The 16,824-nt window shown below is 71.7% G+C and carries 12 protein-coding genes, 3 tRNA genes and 3 pseudogenes; 8 read left to right on the forward strand and 10 right to left on the reverse strand.

Features of this window, described 5'->3' with window-relative positions; genetic code table 11:
* Window positions 1–126: 126 nt before the first annotated feature.
* The 3 genes from AB0D04_RS14540 to AB0D04_RS14550 all read right to left on the reverse strand — a co-directional run bounded on the left by AB0D04_RS14540 (window position 127) and on the right by AB0D04_RS14550 (window position 3,302).
* Window positions 127–1,020 (reverse strand): amidohydrolase family protein, encoded by an 894-nt coding sequence (locus tag AB0D04_RS14540; RefSeq protein WP_362702828.1) that lies wholly within the window; start codon window positions 1,018–1,020, stop codon window positions 127–129.
* A gap of 186 nt (window positions 1,021–1,206) precedes the next feature.
* A complete protein-coding gene (locus AB0D04_RS14545; RefSeq protein ID WP_362702829.1) occupies window positions 1,207–2,070 on the reverse strand; it encodes a DUF2797 domain-containing protein in 864 nt (287 codons plus the stop codon).
* 188 nt (window positions 2,071–2,258) lie between these two features.
* A complete protein-coding gene (locus AB0D04_RS14550) occupies window positions 2,259–3,302 on the reverse strand; it encodes a helix-turn-helix domain-containing protein (RefSeq protein WP_362702830.1) in 1,044 nt (347 codons plus the stop codon).
* A 99-nt stretch (window positions 3,303–3,401) separates the two neighbouring features.
* Here AB0D04_RS14550 and AB0D04_RS14555 point away from each other — a divergent pair, with 99 nt between their 5' ends.
* On the forward strand, window positions 3,402–4,193 hold the full coding sequence (locus AB0D04_RS14555) for an NAD(P)H-dependent oxidoreductase (protein ID WP_362702831.1): 792 nt from the start codon (window positions 3,402–3,404) through the stop codon (window positions 4,191–4,193).
* 78 nt (window positions 4,194–4,271) lie between these two features.
* Here AB0D04_RS14555 and AB0D04_RS14560 read toward each other — a convergent pair.
* A tRNA-Met gene (locus tag AB0D04_RS14560) sits at window positions 4,272–4,345 on the reverse strand.
* 166 nt (window positions 4,346–4,511) lie between these two features.
* Between AB0D04_RS14560 and AB0D04_RS14565 the strand changes: the two genes are divergently transcribed.
* Entirely contained in the window at window positions 4,512–5,222 is a 711-nt protein-coding gene (locus AB0D04_RS14565; protein WP_362702833.1) for a hypothetical protein, read from the forward strand.
* A 247-nt stretch (window positions 5,223–5,469) separates the two neighbouring features.
* On the opposite strand, the pseudogene AB0D04_RS14570 reads toward AB0D04_RS14565, so the two are convergent.
* Window positions 5,470–5,756, reverse strand: a pseudogene (locus AB0D04_RS14570) (IS982 family transposase); the annotation flags it as partial.
* A 142-nt stretch (window positions 5,757–5,898) separates the two neighbouring features.
* A complete protein-coding gene (locus AB0D04_RS14575) occupies window positions 5,899–6,636 on the reverse strand; it encodes a DUF6333 family protein (RefSeq protein WP_362702835.1) in 738 nt (245 codons plus the stop codon).
* A gap of 665 nt (window positions 6,637–7,301) precedes the next feature.
* Here AB0D04_RS14575 and AB0D04_RS14580 point away from each other — a divergent pair.
* Window positions 7,302–7,475: pseudogene (locus AB0D04_RS14580) on the forward strand (LysR family transcriptional regulator); the annotation flags it as partial.
* A gap of 256 nt (window positions 7,476–7,731) precedes the next feature.
* Complete coding sequence (locus tag AB0D04_RS14585) at window positions 7,732–8,331, forward strand: hypothetical protein (RefSeq protein ID WP_362702837.1); 600 nt, start codon at window positions 7,732–7,734, stop codon at window positions 8,329–8,331.
* Here the strand turns inward: AB0D04_RS14585 and AB0D04_RS14590 are convergent.
* Window positions 8,317–9,228, reverse strand: coding sequence for an IS5 family transposase (locus tag AB0D04_RS14590; RefSeq protein ID WP_362702839.1), 912 nt, complete (start codon window positions 9,226–9,228; stop codon window positions 8,317–8,319). The genes AB0D04_RS14585 and AB0D04_RS14590 overlap by 15 nt on opposite strands.
* Before the next feature lie 299 nt (window positions 9,229–9,527).
* On the opposite strand from AB0D04_RS14590, the pseudogene AB0D04_RS14595 reads away from it, so the two are divergent.
* Window positions 9,528–9,608, forward strand: a pseudogene (locus tag AB0D04_RS14595) (hypothetical protein); the annotation flags it as partial.
* A gap of 177 nt (window positions 9,609–9,785) precedes the next feature.
* Window positions 9,786–10,520 carry a site-specific integrase gene (locus AB0D04_RS14600; protein ID WP_362702841.1) on the forward strand — a complete coding sequence of 245 codons (735 nt, stop codon included), beginning with the start codon at window positions 9,786–9,788 and terminating at the stop codon, window positions 10,518–10,520.
* 157 nt (window positions 10,521–10,677) lie between these two features.
* Here the strand turns inward: AB0D04_RS14600 and AB0D04_RS14605 are convergent.
* The 3 genes from AB0D04_RS14605 to AB0D04_RS14615 all read right to left on the reverse strand — a co-directional run bounded on the left by AB0D04_RS14605 (window position 10,678) and on the right by AB0D04_RS14615 (window position 11,532).
* Window positions 10,678–10,750: transfer RNA gene (locus tag AB0D04_RS14605), tRNA-Arg, on the reverse strand.
* Between the two features lie 142 nt (window positions 10,751–10,892).
* Window positions 10,893–11,162, reverse strand: coding sequence for a hypothetical protein (locus AB0D04_RS14610; protein WP_362702843.1), 270 nt, complete (start codon window positions 11,160–11,162; stop codon window positions 10,893–10,895).
* Window positions 11,163–11,441: 279 nt separating this feature from the next.
* Window positions 11,442–11,532 (reverse strand) — tRNA-Ser (locus tag AB0D04_RS14615).
* Between the two features lie 240 nt (window positions 11,533–11,772).
* Here AB0D04_RS14615 and AB0D04_RS14620 point away from each other — a divergent pair.
* Window positions 11,773–12,264: an SSI family serine proteinase inhibitor gene (locus AB0D04_RS14620; protein WP_362702844.1), complete on the forward strand. Its 492-nt coding sequence runs from the start codon at window positions 11,773–11,775 to the stop codon at window positions 12,262–12,264.
* A gap of 190 nt (window positions 12,265–12,454) precedes the next feature.
* The gene (locus tag AB0D04_RS14625; protein WP_362702846.1) at window positions 12,455–16,756 is read left to right on the forward strand and encodes a PAS domain-containing protein; all 4,302 of its coding nucleotides are present in this window, start codon (window positions 12,455–12,457) and stop codon (window positions 16,754–16,756) included.
* Window positions 16,757–16,824: the final 68 nt, after the last annotated feature.

Raw genomic sequence — 16,824 nt, forward strand, 5'->3', positions numbered from 1 at the left:
ACACACCATCGACAAGATCGGCCCCCTCCAGATCCCCCGCTGGGCCGAGGACCGCCGAGGCGCCGAATTCCTGCCCCGCCTCGTCTCCACCCTCATCTCGGCCACCACTGACCACACCGCCCGCCCTCACACCCCGAACAGCCGAGCCCCGTTCCCGTAACACACACCCCGCAGCCACTCGTCCCCCAACTCCAGCCGCACCAGGGCCTCCAGGGCATGCACATACCCGTAGGGGATGTTCGGGAAGTCGCTGCCGAACAGCACCCGGTCGCCGAGATCCGCGAGCCGGCCACGCTCCCCCCGCGGAAACGGTGCGCCCCGCTCCGCGAAATCGGTGAACGCCATCGTCGTATCGAGGTGGACGCCCGGATAGCGCTCCGCCAGCTCGAGAAAGTCCGTGTACTCCGGCATCCCCAAGTGCGCAATGATCAGGCGGAGCCGGGGATGCCGGGCCAGCAGCCGCGCGATCGGCTCCGGCCCGGTGTGCTTGCCCGGCGTCGGCCCCGACCCGCAGTGGATGACAACCGGCGTACGGGCCTCCGCTATGGCTCCCCACACCGCATCGAGCGCCCCATCGGCCGGGTCATACCCACCCACCTGCACATGCGCCTTGAAGACCCGTACCCCGCCCGTGAGTTCGGCCCGTACATAGTCCGCCGCCCCGTCCTCCGGAAAGAACGTCGCGGTCCGCAGACAATCGGGCGTACGGGCCGCAAAATCCGCCGCCCAGCCGTTCAGCCACTGCGCCATCCCCGGCTTGTGCGGATAGATCATCGAGGTGAACACCCGCACCCCGAACCCGCGCAGCACCGCCAGCCGCTCGTCCTCCTCGTACCGGTACGCGATCGGCCACGGCCGTCCCACCAGCGGCCCGGCGGCGTCGAAGTACGCCCAGACCTTCGCCATCACCCGCTCGGGCATGAAGTGCGTATGCACATCGATCAACCCCGGCAGCCCCAGCCCCCGCCAGAAATCGCCTACCCGGGCATCCCCCTCCACCGCATCCGGCACCTCCACCACGCCCGTCCCCTCCCACTCCCGCCACGGCTACAGCCACAGCCATATACCTGCACCTCGCACCTATCCCCTCATCCAACCGCCCCCACCCCCACCAGAGAACCCCCACAGAGCACAGAGCGCAGAGACCACCCGCCGGAGAACGCACCCACTCCCCTCCCCCGGCTCCCCCACCCTCCCCGCTCCCCCTCAGAACAGCCCCTCCTGACGGTCCCCCTCCATCCCTCCACCCCCCTGACCAACACCTCGCCCCCTCTCCCCCACCCGCCGCACAGGCACCGTCGTCACCACCCCCGACGCCACCCCCAACACCCACCCCGACAACACCCGCAGATCCAGCACCGCAACCCCCGCCCCGCCCTCCGACGCCTCCCCCGCTCCGCGCAGCCGCAGATACACATCCGACCCCACCCCGGCCACCACCTCCCCCACAATCTCCGCCCCCGCCGCCAGACCACCCAGCTCCGCGACCTCCCCCGGAACACGGTCGAGCCCGAACACCTCCGTATGGTCGACACACGCGAACCCCACCGGCTCCAGCGTCTCCGGCCACCCGGCCAACTGCCGTGAGGCATCGTGTAGTTGGGCAAGCTCGGCGACCCGGTCGGCCACCGCCGGCAACGCCCCCCGCGCCGCCCGCTTCGCCGCCTTCCCCAACCGGTCCGGCACCCCCAGCGCGCTCCCCAGCAACGCCTCCGCCCGCCGCGCCGCCATCAGCGGCCCGCGCCCCAGCCACGCGTAGGCCACGGCCCCCTGCTCCACCAGCCGCGCCGGGCCCCGTTCGGCGGCCGTGATCCCCACCTTGAGCAGCCCGGGACCGAAGTACGCGAGATAGACGCCGTACGGGCGCGGATCGTCGGCCATGGTGTCCGCGGCCACCGACCGCGAGCGGTCCAGCTGGGCGCAGCTCGCGCACTGGTCCTTCGCACTCGCGCCGTCGAGCACCGCCGCATACGGGCACACCGTCCACCGGCCGCCCCGCCGCACCCCGAGACACCGCCGCTCACCCCGCGCCGCGAACGCCAGCACCTTCCCGGCGGGAAGCGGGCTCACCCTCCCCCAGACCCCGTCCGGGGGCACCCCCCTCTCGCCCCGCTCGGCCCAATACCACCCGAGCCCCTGCTCGTACCGCTGCCCGGCGGCCCCCGATCCATGGCCTGACCAGCGCGGTCCCGTACATCGCCACACACCGCCAGCGTACGACGGGGGTATGACAACGCCACCGGCCCGGCCAGGGGCCCTCAGGCGCTCCGCAACTCCGGCCCCCGGAACGTGCTCCGATAGGCCCGCGGCGACACCCCCAACGCCGTCTGCAGATGCTGCCGCAGCGAAGCCGCCGTCCCGAAGCCGGCCTCCGCCGCGATCCGGTCCACGCTCAGCTGGGTCTCCTCCAGCAACTGCCGTGCCCGCTCGATCCGTTGCTGGGTCAGCCACTGCACCGGCGACATCCCGACCTCCTCCCGGAACCGCCGGGTGAAGGTCCGTACGCTCATCGCCTCCCGCGCCGCCAGCTCCCGCAGGCTCAGCGGCCGGTCCAGATGCTCCAGCGCCCATGCCCGCGCCGCCCCGGTGGAGGACACCTGCGGCTCCGGCACCGGCCGCCGGATGTACTGCGCCTGCCCGCCCTCCCGGTGCGGCGGCACCACGGTCCGCCGGGCCACTTCATTGGCCACCGCCGCCCCGTGATCGCACCGCACCATGTGCAGACACAGATCGACGCCCGAGGCAACGCCGGCCGCCGTCAGCACGTCCCCTTCATCCGTGTACAGCACATCCGCATCGAGCTCCACGGCCGGAAACAGCCGCCGGAAGTCGTCCACCGACCGCCAGTGGGTAGTGGCCCGCCGCCCGTCCAGCATCCCGGCCGCGGCCAGCACGAACGCCCCCGTACAGATTGACGCGATCCGCGTCCCCGGCCGGATCCGCGCCAGCGCATCCGCCATCGCCGGACTCAGCCGCCCGTCACTCCGCTCCGTCGTCGGGCCGTAGTCCATCCCGGAGGCCGGCATGACGACCGTGTCCGCGTCCTCCAGCGCCTCCACCCCGTGCGCCACGTTGACCGTGAAATCCGTATCCGTACGCACCTCCCCCGGCTCCATCGCGCACGTCACCAGCTCGTACAGCGGCTCCCCGTCGGCCGACCGCGCTTCACCGAAGATCCGGTGCACGATCCCCACCTCGATCGGCAGCATCCCTTCCCGTACGAACACCGCCACCCGGTGCCGCCGCCGAAGCCACTCCCCTCGCTCCCCTGGGAGCACCGCCCCGCCCTCCTCCACACCCATGGCCTGCCTCCGCACATCCCTGACGCCTTGGCCCGATCCTTGCACATAATGGCTATCTGGCCACTCCTCCCTGCGCCGACCACCCCGGACAGTGGACGCATGAAGATCCTCTGGCTGTTCGCCCACCCCGACCGGCGCTCCCTGAGCGGCGCCCTCAAGACCGAGGGCCTGCGCACCCTCGACGCCCACGGCCACCAGCACCGCGTCTCCGACCTGTACGCCATGAACTGGAACCCGCTGGTCGACGCCGCCGACTACCGCCGCGACCCGGCCGACCGCCTCCTGATCGGCGAGGCCTCCGAACGCGCCTACGCCGCCGACCACTTGAGCCCGGACATCCGCGCCGAACAGCAGAAACTCACCTGGGCCGACACGCTCGTCATCCAGTTCCCCCTCTGGTGGTACGGCATGCCCGCCATCCTCAAGGGCTGGTTCGACCGCGTCTTCGTCAAGGGCTTCGCCTTCGGCATCACCGACCCCGCCACCGGCCGCCCGCAGCGCTACGGCGACGGCAAGCTGGCCGGCAAGCGCGCCATGGTCGTCGTCACCGCCGGGGCCCGCGCCGCCACCCTCGGCCCGCGCGGCGTCAACGGCGACCTCAACGACCTCCTCTTCCCCCTCCAGCACGGCACCCTCTGGTACACCGGCATCTCCGTCGTCCCGCCCCTCCTGATCCCCGGCGCCGACCGCACCACCCCCGAGGCCTACGAGACCGCCACCACCCGCCTGCGCGACCGTCTCCTCACCCTCCCGACCACCACGCCGCTCCCCTTCCGCCACCAGAACACCGGCGACTACGACGACGACCTCCTCCTCCACTCCCACCTGACCCCACCCCACCCGGGCCCGGCCGCCCACTACACGTCCCCGCCACCACCGGCCCACACATGACCGGCCGCCGCCCTGCCCCCGAACGCAAAAAAGCCGCAGGCCCAGCGGATACAAGATCCACTGGGCCTGCGGCGTCAGTAGCGGGGACAGGATTTGAACCTGCGACCTCTGGGTTATGAGCCCAGCGAGCTACCGAGCTGCTCCACCCCGCGTCGGTAGACCTAACAGTACGCGACACCGCCACCAACACCTAATCGTTTCTCCCACCCCCCCCCCCAAGGCCCCACCCGCACCCCACCCCGTCCCCACAACCCCCCGCACTCTCCGCCCCCTTGTCCCTCTTCCCCACCCTCTTGCCCACCCTGAAAAGCTCCCTCCATGACGACACAACCCCCACCCCCGGCGCCCCTGCACCTCATCTCGGTGATCGGCAACAGCCCCGGCGTCGGAAAATCCACCCTCTGCCGCACCCTGGCCACCTGGTTAACGGACCGCGGCGCCAAGGTCGACCACTTCCAGGAGCCCGACATCCTCACCCGCCCGGCCTTCCGCCCGGTGGCCGAGGAATTCGCCGACGGCACCGACAGCGTCCGCCCCGAAACCCTGATAGCCGCGACCCGCGCCTACGTCACCGGGTCCCGCGCCGCCGGCCTGGACGTCCTGGTCACCGACGCACTGATCCCTTTCATCCCGTCCCTGGTCGCCTGGGGCCACGACGAAGCCTCCATCGCCCGCACCCTCCGCGACCTGACCACCGCGCTCGCCCCGGCCCAGGTCACCGTCGTCTACGTCCACGACGACCCCACCGCCGCCCTCCGCCGCGCCATCGAACGCGAGGACCCCGACTGGGAGCACTGGTACCTCACCAAGCTCCACACCTCCCCCGGCACCCGCGCCGTCCACGACCTCCCCTCGGCCGCCACCCACCTCCGCCAAGAAGCCGCCCTCACCCAGCGCCTCCTGTCCGCCACCCCCTGGACCGTCATCCCGGTCGACGCCACCACCCGCAACGCCCCCCAGACCGCCGCCTACACCCGCCAACAGCTGCTCACCCTGCTCGACCTCCCGGGCCGGCAACCGGACCAGTGACGGGCCAGCGAGGGGCCCGTGACGGGCCGAGCTGAACGCCCAACAGCCGACGCGCGGTAACCACGGCTCGCGATCCGGCACGACACGACAAAGCCCCCGCCGGATGGCGAATTCCAGGGGTCGTTGCCACACGTGTTGATCAACTGGCTGTGGCCAGGAGCTTGGCGAGACGCTCGGCTGGGGTGTGCCAGCCGAGCATTTTGCGTGGGCGGCTGTTGAGTTCGGGCAGCCGGGTCACTCGCCGCGGCAGCTCGGCGGCCTTGCGCAGGCGCTTGTTGTAGCCGGGCTGCCTGGGCAGGCAGGGGAAGAGATGCCGCAGGTGGAAGCGGGCGTAGCGAAGCCACTTTGCCTCGGAGGTGAAGCCCGGCATGGCCTGCATCATCGCGAGTGTGGCCAGCTCGGCATCGGTCAGTTGCAAAACGATGCCGATAGCCGGACGCCAGGGCGCCAGGGCGCCAGATGCGATGATGCCTTCAGCAGGTCGTCGGTCTTCACATCGAGTGCGGTGGCACGAGAGTCCAACTCTGTCTTCACACACCGACGTTGGGCTCCCTTCCCTTGTGCGCGCAGCCGATCCCTTGGAATCGATCATCCAGGGGAACGCGCCAGCGAAAGCGCACGGGATAAGGCCGTGACGCTATGTCAACTCAGGGCGGGGGAAGGAAAGTTCGGACCGTCAACGGCCGATGAAGTACAAGCCTTCCATGTCGGCCGTGGCCGACTCGGTGTGCCGCACACGCAGCGCCGACAGGTTCAGGCCGGGGACGCCCCACGGGTCGGCGGCGCCCAGGGCCAGGCCGGCGAACACTCCCCATTCGATGTGGTTCGGGTCGTCGTCCAGGTCGATGAAGGCGTCCAGGTCGTCGTTGTTGTCGAGGTCTTTTTGTGTCATGCCGAGGGCGGCGAGGACCGCTGCGGGGTCTCCGGAGACAACGAACGGTTCGTCGCCGGGCCATCCGGCGGCGTGGAACATCGTTCCGTCAGGCAGCCACACGAGGTCTTCGGTGTGTGTGGCTCCGCAGTGGACCTCTACACGTCCCACGATCCGCGCGTCGGGGAAGCGTTCACGCAGCGCCGTCGCTTCGTCAAGGAGAGGGGTGTCGTTGCCGTCGGAGACGAACGCCGGGTCGGATACGGCCAGCGCGTTGCCCCAGGCGCCGGCATGGACGATGTCCAGGTCCGCGGCCGTGCTGAAGACCGGCGGGTTGGCGGCCGAGCGGGGGCCGAGGTCTTCCAGCACCGCGTCCACGCTCGACAGGGACGCGCAGAAGGCGGCAGCCAGGGCCGGATCATGAGAGGGGAAGCCGGTGGTGTCCACGATGAACGGCGGCTGTAAGACGGTCAGGTTGCCATGGACCATGGAGCCGCGGACCGTCTCGGACGCGGGCATGGTCCAGAAGCTTTGATCGGTCATGCGGGCCACCGTAGCGGCCGGCACTGACGGGCGAGGCTGGGACGCCTCGGCGTGCGGCGACCGGCGCTGTGCGCGCGGGGCGCGTTGCATCACCCCCCCTCAAGAGGCAAAAGCCGAAGAGACGGGAGGGGAAGGAAAGGGCTCCTGGTGGCAGGCTTTCGTCGTCTTCACTCCCATCTGGGCCATCGCGCGGTTCACCGAGCTGGAAACCGGCCGGCTGGTGGCGTGCCGGATCCTGTGCTCCCTTGGGGCGATCTGCGGCCTCGCCGAATGGTCCTTCACCATCAAGAGCGGCTTCAGCGGCCCCGCCGCGTACTTCGGCATCGTCGTGTACCACCTCATCCTCGTCGGGATCTTCCTGATCCTCATCGGCGCCTGCCCAACCAGCCACCCCCGACCGCATCCGGTGGCCCCGCCGCCCCAGAGAGGAACACGCCGGCATGTCTTCCGAGACGCAAGAGCCCGTCAAGCAGCAGTCGAAGAGGGAGAAGACGCCAGCGCGCCGGTGGTGGTACGGCAGGGCCGGCGGCCCCAAGCGTCGCCGGTCCGCGACGGTGGCTGTTCGCCAACTGCGTGGCCCGCCGTTGACTTCAGCATCGCCGAGCAGGCATCCATGGGCCCAACACATGGTTGTCATCCGATCCATCGTGTTTCGCGATGGCTCAATGGATCTGCAGCAGATGCGCTACGTCCTCACGGTGACGGAGGCCGCGAGCTTTACCCGCGCCGCCGAGAGGCGCCACGTCGTCCAGTCTGCGCTCAGCCACCAAGTGGCCCGTTGGGAGAAGGAGCTGGGCGCCCGGCTGCTCGAGCGGAACAGCCGACGGGTGCGGCTGACTCCCCCGGAGAGGTGGGGCCATCCCCGCAGCTGGCGGGGAGGAGCTTCATGGCTACTCGTCGCGTCGATCGCTCGCCAGATCGGAAGGGCGTCCGTTAGCGGGTTTCGGGGTGGTGGACGGGGTGGGTTGGCGCAGTAGTAGGAGGCCGGTGGAGTAGGCGCGGCTTTGCCGATGCCGTCGGCCAGGGCCTGTCCGAGGAGTCACCAGTGGTTGCGGGTGACAGCATCACCAACTTCGCTGGGCTCCCGTCGGGAGAATGGAGGAACCGTTTGACTACGTGATCGGGGCCTCTATGAGTCTGTCGGGACAGATACTTCCGTTGGTAGGTGTTGCGCTGGGCGCTGTCGGGTCGTTCCTGGTGAGCAGCTTGAACGACCGGGCGCAGTGGCGGCGTGAGCAGTCCGTGCGGTGGGACGGGCGGCGTCTGGACGCCTATGGCGAGTACATCCACGCAGTCAAAGAGCTTGCGGGCCGCTATCAGCGCATCGCTGCGGGTCGTGGGCTCGTGGCTGGTCCCGCGCCACTGGAGCTCACTGCCGAGGTGCTCGCCGAGCTCGGCGCGGCTGAGGCCCGCCGTTCCGCGCTGGGGGAGACCTGCGAATTGTTGGGAGACACGGACACGAACACCGCGTCCAAGACGCTGAACCACTGCCTGTGGCGGCTGGAGCACCTGGCGCGGGGCGTGCCCACGGAAGTCGAACAGAGCTGGGAACAGGCGTACTTGGAGTTCAGAGATGCACAGCGCCGGTACCTCGAGTGCGCACGGGCCAGTCTGGGGGTAACCAGTCCGGTCAACCGGGACGTCGCCTGGCCCTCGGCCTGGCGACCCGTGAGTCGGTCGTCACGCACCGAGTGATGAGCCGGGCCCGGTTCGCGGCAGGAGCCAGAGCCGGATCCCGGCGACGGTGACGGTGCCCTGGAAGATGTAGGCCCTCTTGTCGAAGCGCGTTGCCATGGCCCGGTGACCCTTGAGCTTGTTGATCATCCGCTCGACCTCGTTCCCCCGCGCATACCGGGTCCGGTCGAAGCCGGCGGGTCGGCCTCCCGAGCTTCCGCGATGCCGGCGATGAGCCCGCTGGTCCCGCCGTTCGGGGATGGTGTGCTTGATCTGCCGACGGCGCAGGTAACGGCGGATGCAGCGCGAGGAATACGGTTTGTCGCCGCTGAGGTGGTCCGGCCGGGTGCGGGGACGACCGCCGGCCGGGCGCGCCACGCGAATGCGTTCCAGGACCGGGATCATCTGCGGGGCGTCAGCCCATTGCCCAGGCGTGACCAGCACAGCCAACGGCCGCAGTCCGCCCTCACCAGCCAAGTGGATCTTCGCCGTCAGCCCGCCCCGCGAGCGGCCGAGGGCTTCGTCCGGACGGTGCTGGGCGGGCCGGGTGCGCTCGCCGGGCTTCTGCGGTGCCTGCCTGCGGGCTCCGGCGGCGTGCTGATGAGCTCGGCACACCGTGGAGTCCACGCTCACCATCGACCAGTCGATGCAGCCCTCGGCGCCAGCGTCGGCCTGGACGGCCCGCAGAATCCTGTCCCACGTCCCATCCGCTGACCACCTGCGATGCCGGTCATGCACCGTTTTCCACTTCCCGGACCGTGTCGGCAGATCCCGCCATGGGATGCCGGTCCGCTGCCGGAACAGGGTCCCGTTGATCACCTGGCGGTGGTCCTTCCCACGCCCACCCCGCCCCACGTTCTTCGGCAAGTGCGGCCTCAACCGGGACCATTCCTCGTCCGCTAAGTCACCCCGCCCCACGCGGACCGAAACGATGAGGACGCTCGGCCGTCACACGACCCGCCGGACAGGCCCCCTGATGGCCGCCAAGCCGAAGAAGAACGCCACCAACGAGGGCACCATCTACCAGCGCAAGGACGGCCGCTGGGAGGGCAGCGCGTACGTACTCACCAGCGACGGCACGTACAAGCGGCGCAGCGTCTACGGCAGGAGCTGGGACGACGCACACGAGAAGCTGACCAGGCTCAAGGCCGACAGCCTGAACGCCCTCCCGGTCGCGACCAGCAAGATGACGCTGAGCGCGTACCTGAACGTACTGGCTGGCCAACGTCGCCAAGGGCAAAGTCCGCAGGACCACTTACGTCCACTACGAGTCGCTGGTCCGCACCTACGTCACCGCGGACTTCGGCAAGAAGAAGCCGGCGCGGCTCACCGCCCGCGACATCCGCGCCTTCCTCACCAAGACGGCCGCTACCTGCCAGTGCTGCGTGCAGGGCAAGGACAAGAACCGTCCGAAGCACAAGCAGCGCTGCTGCGCCCTCGGGAAGTGCTGCAAGAAACTCCCGTCTGACCGGACCGTGCGCTTCCTGCTGGTAATCCTGCGCGCCGCCCTCCAGCACGCGGTGCGTGAGGACGAGCTGCCGCGCACCGTGGCCCGGAACGTCGAGCTGGGCATGGGCACAAAGCGCGAGATCGAACCGCTCACCTCCGCAGAAGGACGCCGGCTCCTGGCCGCCGCGCGGTCCAACCGGCTGTGGGCCGCGTACGAACTGGCCGTCCGCATCGGCCTGCGACGCGGTGAGGTGCTGGGCCTGCGCTGGTCGGACGTGGACCTGTACGAGGGTGTCCTCACCGTCCGGCAGGCGCTTCAGCGGGTGGGTGGGGAACTGCTGATCGTCGCACCGAAGACACAGCGCTCGGCCCGCCGCGTGGCGCTGCCGTCCGAGTGCGTGACGGCTCTCCGTGCCCAGCGCGCCCAGCAGACCGCCGATATGAAGGCCGCCGGCGAGACCTGGAAGGGGAACAGGCACGACCTGATCTTCACCACGAAGAACGGGACGCCCATCGAGCCGCGCAACCTGAACCGGTCCTTCGAGGCGCTGTGCGCCCGCGCTGAGGTTCGCAGGGTCCGCTTTCACGACCTGCGTCACACCTGCGCATCACTGCTCCACGAACAGGGCGCCGACGCTCGCATGATCATGGAAGTGCTGGGCCACAAGCTCGATCCGCGTGACCATGGACATCTACACCTTCGTGCGGCTCGACTCCCAGCGCTCCGCCTTCGACCGGGTCAGGGACGCGCTCAGGGGTGACGGCAACCGGCGGGCCGACGATGACGGCTCGGCCGGCGCCCTGGTAGCCGTCTGACTCCACCCGCACCAGCCCTTCAAGGCGGTTGCCGTCAAACACTGCCGTCAAGAGAAACACCAGAGGCCCCGTTCGATTTCGAACGGGGCCTCTGGTCTGCTGTGCGCTCGGCAGGATTCGAACCTGCAACCTTCTGATCCGTAGTCAGATGCTCTATCCGTTAAGCTACGAGCGCTTGGCTTTCCGGCGGTTTTTCTTGCCGGTCGGCGTTGCGGGAACAACATTACATGACCTGCGGCGTCAGGCGAAATCCATTCCCCGCACGCCCTCTGACCTGAGAAAACACCCTGATGGCGGGGTGCTGGGGGTTGCTGCGGTCAGGGGGGCTCCTCGATGACCTGGACGAAGTTCGGGCGGGTGTAGCCGTCTTCGCGGCGGGCCAGGACGTCGGCCTTCAGGTATCGGTGGTGGCGGGTGCAGAGGCCGACGCGGGCAGCCAGGGTCGCGAGGGGAATGGCCTGCGGTGATCTCGTCCCGGAGGGCGCGCGGGGTGGCCCGCGGGTCAGGTCCGGACCCTCGTCGGCCTCCTCCAGGGCGAGCGGGAGATCGCTACCGGCAGGGACGCCCGGTGGAGGTGTGGCGGGCACTGTCGCGGACGCAGAGCGCGTCCGGGTGGGCGGAGAGGGTGCGCAGGCCCCCGACGGGGGCCCCGCCGCGGCCGACAGATGCCTGAGGCCGGGGTGATGTCGCGGCCGTCCGGGGGCGGACGTGGATCACGTAGCGGCCGCCCGGCCGGGCCGTGGTGCTGACGCCCTCCAACGGTCCGGTCGTGTCCAGCACTCGGCCGCTCGAAGACCGGCATGGCGGCAGCCCCCGGAAAGCGTTCAGGCCCCGGTCGCGATGACCGGGGCCTGAACGAAGAGAAGCGGAGGCGGAGGGATTTGAACCCTCGATCGGGGGTAAGCCCGAAACCGCATTAGCAGTGCGGCGCCATAGACCGGACTAGGCGACGCCTCCACACACTCCACGCGCGCACGCACGCTGTGGTGTGTCCAGATGATGGCACAGCTCTGCGGGCTGTCACCAATCGCCCCCTACGGTACTAGGCGCGCGGCCCACCCGGCAAAGACGTTCCTGCGGCGCAACGTCGGGATCGGCGACGCGTTAGGCGTGTCGGGGCCTGTCGACCCGCGTGTCGTGCGCCCCCGGCGTATACGTACCGCGTACCGCCCCGCACTCGCCTCCCAGGAGTCCGTGATGCCCTATCGCCGCACGTTGTCCCTCCTCGCCGCCGTGACCGCCGCCATGTCCCTCGCTTCGGCCGGCTCCGCGGCGTCCGCCTCCGCCGCCCCGATCCCGATCCCGCTGCCCGACCACGGGCCGGTGGACGTCGGCTTCCCCGCCCACCGCCACCGTGCGGCCGACCGCCTCACCGTCACCATCGCCGACTCCGGCTCGTCGGAGACCGACGGCACCTTCGTGCTGCGCTGCCACCCCTACGGCGGCACCCACTTCGCCCCCCGGGGCGCCTGCCGCACGCTGGACGGGCGGACGCGCTGGGGGCGGGACACCTTCGCGCCGGTACCGCAGGGGGCCTACTGCACGATGATCTACGGCAGCGCGGCCACCGCCCATGTCACCGGCACCTGGGCGGGGCGCCCGGTCAATGCCCGTTTCGAGCGCACCAACGGGTGTGAGATCGCCCGCTGGGAGCGCTTCGAACCGCTGCTTCCGCACCCCACTTCATGACCCGGTTCATGCCGGAGTAACGCGCCAGATCAGGATGCGGGGCACATGTCGGGCGTGCGGCGAGTCACACCGTGCCGCGGCATTACCTCCCCGTCATGCGCCTCCGCTTCGCGGGCAAGTGCCCGTAGACTCCCCCCAGCGGCCCGCCTCGGTGGGCCGGCAAGGTGCGGTAAAAGGGAGGAAGCGTCTCGTGAGCAGCAGGCCATCCCGAGGCGCTGCTCGCCTCGCAGCCATACTCGATGCCCTTCCCGACGCGCTGTTGCTCGTCAACTGCAACGGCACGGTCGTCAACGCCAACTCCATCGCGCTGGAGACCTTCGAGGCGCCGGGTACCGCTCTGGTCGGACGCGGTCTGCTGGATCTGCTGCCGTCGTTCGACTCCAAGCGCATCCCGGGCTCGATGCGGCGGCGGGACGAGGAGACCGAGGGCGGCCGGACGAAGCCGACGCGGATGGTGGCGCGGCGTACGGACGGGACCGAGCTGCTGGTCGAGGTGACCAGCGCCAACCTGGAGGACGGCCGCACCCCGTACGAGTCCGCCTTCGAGGCCGCGTACGCCGACCACCGCAACGGCTACACGGGCGATGAGCTGCTGATGCTCGTCGTCCGCGATCTGACCGGGACGCTGGACACCGAGACCGAGCTGGCGCGCCAGCAGCGGCAGACCGAGATGATTCTGCGGGCCGCGGCCGAGGGCGTCGTCGGGGTCGATGCGGAGGGGAAGGTCGTTCTCGTCAATCCGTCGGCCGCGCAGATCCTCGGCTATCGGGCGAGCGAGCTGGGCGGCAAGGAGCTGCATCCGCTGATCCATCACTCGCGGGCGGACGGTTCGGCGCTGCCGTGGGAGGACACGCCGCTCGCCGACACCCTCAAGTCCGGGCGCAAGCACCGGGTGCGGGGGCAGGCGCTGTGGGCGAAGGACGGCCGTGTGGTGTCCGTCGATCTGACGACGGCGCCGGTGCGGGACGGGGATCAGCTCGTCGGCGCGGTGATGACCTTTACGGACCGGCGCCCCTACGACGCGCTGGCGGCGCGGCACGCCCAGCTGCTCGCCGTCCTCGAGCAGGCGCTGCGCGGGCCGCTGGAGGAGCTGACCGGCGAGCTGAGCACCCTCGCGTCCGACCCGGCAGGACAGCTGTGGCCGGAGGCGAACCAGATCCTGCACCACCTGGCGGCGGGCCATGCCCGGATGACGACGCTGGTGGACAACGTCCTGAGCTATCAGCGGCTGGACTCCGGTGCGGAGCGGCTGAACCGTGCCACGGTCTCGATGGACAAGGTCGTCGCGGCGGGTGTCGAGGGCGCGATCGAGCTGATCGGGCCGGGCCGGGCGCAGTTCGCGGTGCATGCACCCCCGATAGAGGCCATGGTCGACGCGGACCGGATGGCCCAGGCGCTGTCGCATCTGATCGCGGATGTCGCGGGCGTGGACTCGACGGGCCGGATGCCGGCGGGCGCGGCCGCGCCGGGGTCGGGCCCCGGTGGCCGTACGGGGCCGATCCCCGGCGACTCGACGATCGTGGTGGCGGCCGCCAAGCGCGGGGATGTCGTACGGATCGAGGTGCGCGGGCCGTTCGGCGGCGGCGACCCGGTCCATGAGCCCCTCGTGCGCGGGATCGTGCGGCAGCACGGCGGGCTGCTGCAGACGCATGAGGTGCCGGGCGGCGCGGGTGCGGGCGGCAGCGCGTATGTGCTGGAGCTGCCGGTGACGGCGGACGGCCCGGTGGCCGGTGCGGAGAAGGCCGGCAAGGTGGCCGAGCCGACCGGTAATGAGACGACGGTGATGCCGATTCCGGCCGCGCGGGCGCGGGGCACCCAGCCAGCCGATGCGGGCAAGGGCGAGGGCGAGGGCGACGAGAGCCAGGACGCTGCCACTGCCGGGGATTCCGGTACGGAGGGCGGCGCGGGGCTGCCGGCGCAGGGCAGCGGTGCCCAGCCGACCGGGCGGCGCCGGGCGCGGCACTCGGGGGCAGAGCAGGACGCGGCGGCCGGGGCCGGTGCGGCCGAGGGCGGCCCGTCGGGCGTGGACGGTACGGGGCTGCCGCCGGGCATGGCGGGGGCGCAGCCGTCCCCCAAGGTCTCCACTTCGTTCGAGCAGGGGGGACCCCCATCGCCGAGCGGACGGCGCCGGGCGCGGCAGGGCGCGCCGGAGGGTGGCGCGCCGGCGCTTCCGGCGGGGCCGGGCGGTGGCAGTGGCCCCGGCACTCCGGGCGAGGCCGGCCACGGCGGTGCCGCCGGGGTCGGTGGGGCCGCTGGTTCTGCCGACAGTGCGGGCGCGCCTGGCACTGCCGTCGGTCCGAGCACGGCAGGCGGTCCGAGCGATGGCAGCACTGCGGGCACCGCCGGCGATGCGAGCGGTGTGAGCGGTGTGAGCGGTGTGAATGCCGCGAACGGCGGCGGCGAGGCGGGTGCCGGGCAGGCGCCGCAGGCGCAGCGTCCGGTGCCGCCGCGGGGGCAGGCCCCCGGCCCGGTGCAGGGGCAGCCGCAGATTCCCGGGCAGGGACAGCCGCAGGGGCTCTCGCCCGTACAGCCGAGTGGCCGGCGGGCGCGCCGGGCGCTGGCCGAGGCTCCGGAGCGGGCCGGGCAGGGTGACCGCGCCCAGATGCCCGCCGCGCGGTCCGCGGAGGCGCTGTCGCCCACGGGCGCGCGTACCGCTTTTGCGCTGCCGCCCGCCGCGGCCGACCGGACCCCGCAGTCCGCACCGTCCCCGCAGTCTTCGCTGCCCGCGCTCCCTGCGGCCTCCGGGCAGGTGCCCGCGCAGGCCGGGCCGCAGGACGGCGCCGGTACGGGGCGGCGCCGGGCGCGGCGCCCGGCCGGCGACGGCACGGACGCCGCGCCCGGTGCACAGCCCGGGTTCGAGCTGGAGGTGGCCGCCAACTCCGGTGCGGAGCAGGACAGTTGGGACGGCGAGCCGACCGGTAGGCGCCGGGCCCGGCGGGCCGCGGCCGAGGAGCGGGCGGCGGCCGCGATGGCCGATTCCGAGGCGTCGGGCACGTTCGTCGCGGGCCCGGAGGGGCTCGTGGCGCAGCCGACCGAGCCGACGGAGGAGACCGGTACGGCAACGGGTACGGCACCCGGCGTCGCCCCGGCCCCTGCCCCGGACGGCGCCGCGCCGGCCGCATCCGGCACTCCCGCCGCACCCGCCCCCACGGGCCGTAGGCGCGGCCGCCCCAGCCCCGCCGAGGAGTCCGCGGCCCAGGTGCCCGTACTCCCGCAGGGTCAAGCGGCGGCGCAGGCCCCCGCCCCTGTCCCCCCGCAGGGCCAGGCGCCCGCGGCCCGGCAGCCGCTGCCGCCCGCCACCGACGAGGAGAGTCCCGCAGCGGGGCAGTCCCACGGGCGGGCCTTCAGCGTGCGCACCCTCGGGCAGGGCGTGCCGTTCGCCCAGCAGATCGCCGACCAGCAGCGTCCGGTGGCGCCCCAGCCCCCCGGCAGCACGCCCCCCGGTGGCACCTCCGGCGGTTCGGGCCGCCGCCGTAAGCTCGCCGCGCCCCAGGAGCGGCTCGCCCAGGACGACGAGCGCGCCGCGGCCGCCGACCCCCGGGCGGCTCAGCAGCTGCCCCGCCAGGCCAAGCCCCCGCAGCCGCAGCCGCAGCAGCCCCAGTCGGCCACGCAGCCGCAGCCGCAGCCGCGCCTGATGGATGTCGGCGAGGGCCGCGCCTTCGCGATCTCCGCGCCCGACGAGGGCAGCGAGGGCCCCGAGCCGCTGGACGGCCCGAACGGCGCCATAGAGGTGATGGACCGTCCGCAGCTGCCGATGGACGACGAGTTGCCGCCGGAGCCGCTGGACAATCCGCGCCGGCTGCTGGTCTGGCCCGCGCCGGACGTGGTCACCCAGCAGGCGCTGAGCGACCGCGGCTACCGGCCGGTGATCGTCAACTCCCGCGAGGAGGTGGACGCACAGATCGCGGCGTACCCCGCCGCGCTCTTCGTCGACCCGCTGACCGGGCCGATCACCCGTACCGCGCTCCAGTCGCTGCGCCAGGCGGCCGGCGCGGCCCAGGTCCCGGTGCTGGTGACCGCCGGACTGGGCCAGGCGACCCGCGAGGCCGCGTACGGCGCCGACCCGGCCGTACTCCTCAAGGCGCTCGCGCCGCGCGACAGCGAGAACCACCCGGCGCGGGTGCTGCTGATCGAGCAGAACGACGCGATCGCGGGCGCCCTGACGACGTCCCTGGAACGGCGCGGAATGCAGGTCGCACGGGCCGGCGGGGACACCGACGCGGTCACCCTGGCGACGCAGATGCGGCCGAATCTCGTCGTCATGGACCTGATGCAGGTACGGCGCCGACGGGCCGGCATCGTCGACTGGCTGCGGGCCAACGGGCTGCTCGACCACACCCCGCTGGTCGTCTACACCGCCGCCGACATGGACCCGGCCCAGCTGCCGAGCCTCGCCGCCGGGGAGACGGTGCTCTTCCTGGCCGAGCGCTCCACCAGCGCCGAGGTGCAGGCCCGGATCGTCGACCTGCTGGCCAAGATCGGCACGAACTGACGGACCGGTTCGCACTCACGGACCGGTACGCAGCGACCGGTGGTGGGGCCCGGCCGGGCCCCACCACG

The sequence above is a fragment of the Streptomyces sp. NPDC048483 genome, from assembly GCF_040651455.1.
In the GTDB taxonomy this organism is placed as follows: Bacteria; Actinomycetota; Actinomycetes; order Streptomycetales; family Streptomycetaceae; genus Streptomyces.

Bases quoted from the DNA above. Each gene is read 5' to 3' on its own strand.
- AB0D04_RS14550 (WP_362702830.1), bottom strand. From the start codon at position 3,302: ATGGGTGTGGAGGAGGGCGGGGCGGTGCTCCCAGGGGAGCGAGGGGAG.
- AB0D04_RS14555 (WP_362702831.1), top strand. From the start codon at position 3,402: ATGAAGATCCTCTGGCTGTTCGCCCACCCCGACCGGCGCTCCCTGAGC.
- AB0D04_RS14565 (WP_362702833.1), top strand. From the start codon at position 4,512: ATGACGACACAACCCCCACCCCCGGCGCCCCTGCACCTCATCTCGGTG.
- AB0D04_RS14575 (WP_362702835.1), bottom strand. From the start codon at position 6,636: ATGACCGATCAAAGCTTCTGGACCATGCCCGCGTCCGAGACGGTCCGC.
- AB0D04_RS14585 (WP_362702837.1), top strand. From the start codon at position 7,732: ATGGAGGAACCGTTTGACTACGTGATCGGGGCCTCTATGAGTCTGTCG.
- AB0D04_RS14620 (WP_362702844.1), top strand. From the start codon at position 11,773: ATGCCCTATCGCCGCACGTTGTCCCTCCTCGCCGCCGTGACCGCCGCC.